Origin of the sequence: Roseiarcus sp., assembly GCF_052145395.1 — a bacterium.
Taxonomy (GTDB): Bacteria; Pseudomonadota; Alphaproteobacteria; order Rhizobiales; family Beijerinckiaceae; genus Roseiarcus.
This window is the reverse complement of the sequence record NZ_JBKQOT010000666.1, coordinates 1-4,088: the sequence shown is the minus strand read 5'-3', so window position 1 is coordinate 4,088 and position 4,088 is coordinate 1. Positions and strand designations below refer to the sequence as shown.

5 protein-coding genes are annotated in these 4,088 nt (G+C 66.5%); 3 read left to right on the top strand and 2 right to left on the bottom strand.

What is annotated here, in order from left to right:
- Window positions 1-953, bottom strand: a 953-nt coding sequence (locus tag ACLP25_RS22915) for a lysine-2,3-aminomutase-like protein (RefSeq protein ID WP_442471445.1), incomplete at its 3' end; no start/stop codon positions are given.
- Window positions 954-1,155: 202 nt separating this feature from the next.
- Between ACLP25_RS22915 and ACLP25_RS22910 the strand changes: the two genes are divergently transcribed.
- Window positions 1,156-1,614 carry a DUF6790 family protein gene (locus ACLP25_RS22910; RefSeq protein ID WP_442471444.1) on the top strand — a complete coding sequence of 153 codons (459 nt, stop codon included), beginning with the start codon at window positions 1,156-1,158 and terminating at the stop codon, window positions 1,612-1,614.
- A gap of 98 nt (window positions 1,615-1,712) precedes the next feature.
- Here the strand turns inward: ACLP25_RS22910 and ACLP25_RS22905 are convergent, their stop codons facing one another.
- Window positions 1,713-1,949 (bottom strand): Flp family type IVb pilin, encoded by a 237-nt coding sequence (locus ACLP25_RS22905; protein WP_442471443.1) that lies wholly within the window; start codon window positions 1,947-1,949, stop codon window positions 1,713-1,715.
- A 216-nt stretch (window positions 1,950-2,165) separates the two neighbouring features.
- Between ACLP25_RS22905 and ACLP25_RS22900 the strand changes: the two genes are divergently transcribed.
- Together ACLP25_RS22900 and ACLP25_RS22895 are read left to right on the top strand one after the other, a co-directional pair.
- On the top strand, window positions 2,166-2,330 hold the full coding sequence (locus ACLP25_RS22900; protein WP_442471442.1) for a hypothetical protein: 165 nt from the start codon (window positions 2,166-2,168) through the stop codon (window positions 2,328-2,330).
- A 901-nt stretch (window positions 2,331-3,231) separates the two neighbouring features.
- Window positions 3,232-4,088, top strand: an 857-nt coding sequence (locus ACLP25_RS22895; RefSeq protein ID WP_442471441.1) for a DUF3237 family protein, incomplete at its 3' end; no start/stop codon positions are given.

The window sequence follows — 4,088 nt, the reverse complement described above, 5'->3', positions numbered from 1 at the left end:
CCGCCGGGAATGTCGAGCACGTAGGTCGGCATGGCGAGCCCCGAGAGTCGGGCTCTTAACGAACGCATCAGCTCCTGGCCTTTCGTGATTGGCACACGCCAATGCGCCGTGCCGGGCGCAAGGTCGCCGTGATGCAGGTAATAGGGCTTCACCCCGGCTTCGACGAAGGCGCGCATCAACGCGTCAAGCGTCTCGACCTCATCGTTGACCCCCTTCAAGAGCACGCTCTGGCTGAGCAGCATCAGTCCCTGCGCGGAGAGGCGGCGGCAGGCGGCGCGCGCGGCGGCAGTGAGCTCGCGCGGATGGTTGGCGTGCAGGGCGACGACGACCGTCCGGCCGTCGGCGCGGAGCGCGCGCGCCATGGCGGCCGTCACGCGGTCAGGGTCGGCGACCGGCAGGCGCGTGTGCCAGCGCAGCGTCCTCACGTGATCGATTCGGGCAATCGCCCCGGTTGCAAGCGCGATGCGGCGGGGCGACAGCGTCAACGGGTCGCCCCCGGTCAGGATGACCTCCCAGATCGCTCTGTTTCCCCGCACGTAGTCGAGCGCGGCCGCAAATTCGCCGTCGCTGAGCGACGCGGAGCCCGGCCCGATCCGCTCGCGGCGGAAGCAGAACCGGCAATAGACGGCGCAGACCGAAACGAGTTTGATCAGCACCCGGTCGGGATAGCGATGGACGAGCCCCTCGACCGGGCTCTTCACGTCGTCGCCGATCGGATCGTCTGTCTCGGCCGGGTCGCGCTTGAGCTCACGGCCGTCCGGCACGAACTGGCGCGCGATCGGGTCGCCCGGATCGTCCTTGTCGATCAGCTTGGCGAGCGCAGGCGTCAGGCCGACGGCGTAGCGCTCTGCGACCGCCTCGAGTTCGGCGAGTCGCTCGGCGGCGGCGAGGCCGGCCTCGACGAGGGCCGCGGGAGTCGCGAGGCGGCCAGGCTCCGCAGAGGGCGCGGACAGTGCGGCCCAGTCTGCCCGAGACGGATCCGCGGCGCCTGGCGACTGCCGGGCGGCGGGTCGGATCGGCGTGGGCGGTTTCGCGAAAGTCGTCACGGGCGAGGCTCCATATGCGCTGCGTCGCGCCAGTTCAAGCCGCGCCGGTTCTGTCGATTGCGCCGGGCGCCGATGCAGCTATGCTGGTCGCCCCGATTGCTGGGGGCCCATGTACATCGCGACCGTCGCCCGGACGATGCTCGTTCTGCCGGTCGTTTCGATCGTCGCCGGACACGCGCTCGATCCGGCGGCGCCGTGGCTTGAGCTCTTCGGCCGCTGGTTTGTGTTCTGGGGCGTCGGCGTCCGGCTGACGCTCGCCGGGGTCCGGCAATTCTTTCAGCCGGCGTTCACCGCGCGGGAAATCTTCCACATGACGAGCAACGAAGCGCTGCCGCTCGTGCGCGAACTCGGGGTCGCGAACGTCGCGACCGGCGTCGTCGGGCTCCTTTCGCTCGCAGCGTCGAGCTTCACGCTTCCGGCCGCGATCGCCCCCGCCATCTTCTTCGGCGCCGCGGGTTTTCGGCATATGGCGGAGCGCGACCGCTCGCGGAACGAAACTGTCGCCATGGCGAGCGACCTGTTTCTCTTCGTCGCGCTGGCGGTCTTCGTGATCGGAACGACCGCGTAAGGAAAGATTTCGCGGGCGCCCCTGGGCGCGCTCGTGGAAGGGGGCGGCGAGAAGCCGCCCTCCGCGTGACGGCGATGCGGGTGAGGCGCGCTGCGCATTCAATGCAACGCGTTGCCGACTTCGGCGAACACCGTGCTTGCCTGGGTTCCGACGAGCTGGACGGCCGAGATGATCGCGACCGCGATCAGGCTCGCCATCAGCGCATATTCGATCGCCGTCGCGCCGCTGGCGTCCTGGGCGAAACGTCTGAACAGACTCATGTCGGACTCTCCGGAGTTGGCGCCACGAAGGCGCGACGGATTCGGGTCGCGCGCGGCGCGCGTGTCGTCGGGCATGAGAATTCTTGCTCCCGGGGCGTGAAGAAATTATTGCATTGCTGCAATTTGGTGCTTCGTTAATATTACCTCTGATTCCAATGCAAGAATAAAAGTTACGTTACGTCAGACGTCTTTCCGGGAGTCCGCGACAAAATTCATTAGTATGACGTAAGGTAAGGCTAATCGATCAAATTTATACGGTTTATGTTAAGCCGTTACACAAGAGTAGGAGGCATGATCCCATTCGACGCGGCCCGCAATGGGGCTTCGATTGATCCGGCCTATGGAGGGATGATGATGGTCCAGCCGCTTCTTGTTTCCTACGGCGCGGTCAGCGCTGTCGCCACCATCGCCTATCTCGCCTGGGGTTGGGCGCGCGCCCGGGCGGACATGCAATGATCGAACTGCCCCACGCCTTCCTGCCCATGGTTTTCGCCGCGCTGCTGGTCCTGGCCCAGTATCGGCGGATGATCTGAGCGCAGAGCGAAGGATTTGAGCATCGCTCGGGGCGGGCGCGGAGCCCGAACGAGAGAGAGGCCGGCGGCATCGGCGGCCTCTCTTCCCGCGCAAGCTGCTCATTGCGGTTATTCGCCAGCCGGGGCGCGCCGTCGCGGGAAGCGATATCCGGCAGCGACCCCACCAGAGAATCGACGGCGTCGTCGGTCTCAGCGACCGCGTCCGTACCCCCAGCCCGATCTGGTTGTTGCGGCCGTGGTGGCCGAACTCAAGGAGCAATGTCTAACGAACCTGGGTCGCTGAAGGTTGTCCGGGTCGCTGAAGGACCGCGTCCCCTCGATGATGGGGGCGATTTTGGGGTCGCAGCTGAGGCAACGGCTCAGGTCGGGCCAGCTGGGGTCCTCAATTATGCGTAAATCGACGACTCAGCCGCGCGGTAGCGAGGTAAGCGTTGTTGCGGGGCCGCGGGGCCGCGGGCGCGGTCTAACGAAGTGTCCTTGCAAAAGGGATCGGACTCTGTACAAATTGTCATTGTCGACAGAGAGTGAGAATTGGCTTTCGGCGCCAGTCTCACTTCGCGGCCGAGAAGATTGCGGACCGGCGGGGGGAGACGTGACGCCGTTTACAATAGCAACGCCTGGGGTTGACGCAAAGCCGTCGAGCCAAGGGCGCACGAAAGCATTGACGACTTTGGTCCTGGAGGCCCGGGAGCTTTCGGCGGGGTGTCTTTACCGAATTTGGAAGGGTCGGCGCTGAACACGAACAGCGGGTCGGAAGTCAAATTGTTTGTCGCCATCGGCCGCGGGAGTTCCGGTTCAACAATTTCGCTTTGCAGGGAGCTTCCATGTCTTCCACAGAGGCGACGAATGCCTCTCGGCCCATGTGGCCTAGCGGCTCGCCGCGCGCCGACGGCCCGACACCCGAAAGGTCGACGCGAGCTCGCGACGGGTCGGCGCTCTGGTGGGGCGGCGCGGACACCCCCGGGCCGCCTCAGGTCGTCTCCGTGGGAACGGCCGCGTCCGTCGCCGTAGCGGTCGCTCCGATGCGCCCGGGCCACAGCGTGGCGGTCGAATATCGCATCAACCGGGGCCCGATCCGCGAAGCCATCGGACTCGTCGAGCCGCGCGTCCATGGTGCCGGCGCGCGCATCTTTCGAGCGCTGGTGCCAGGGCAACCCGACGGCCTCGTTGAGTTCCTGCCCGTGCTTCGCTTCGCTGGTCAACCGATTTCTCCGCGTCTCTCGGAGTCGGCCGATCCGCCCCACTACCGGGTCGGTTGCGGCGCGAGACCCGTCGAGATCGAGCGCGTTGCGCCCGTTCGCGGGGTCGGCGCCGCCGTCACGCCCAGCTGGGACTGGGACGCAAGGTTCCTCGGATCCTGCACCATCCTTCTGCGCAAGGACGTGATCGGCGTCCTGCCGGATGGGCTGCGGATCGCGTGGCGGTTCGTCGAGGCTCACCTCGCCGGACCGGTCCTCGACGGCGCTTTCCTGCCCGGCTCAGCCGATTGGATGCGCATCCGCCCGGACGGGGTCGGAATCGTCGAGGTGCAGGGGTGCATCGAGACCCGCACAGGGTCGCGGATCTACACCTCGTATGGCGGGGTCGTGGACCTCGGTCCGGATGGCTATGCCCGCGCGATGCACGGCGAATCCGATCCGTTTCCGGCGTTTGTCGGCGCTCCGACCTATGCGACCGACGA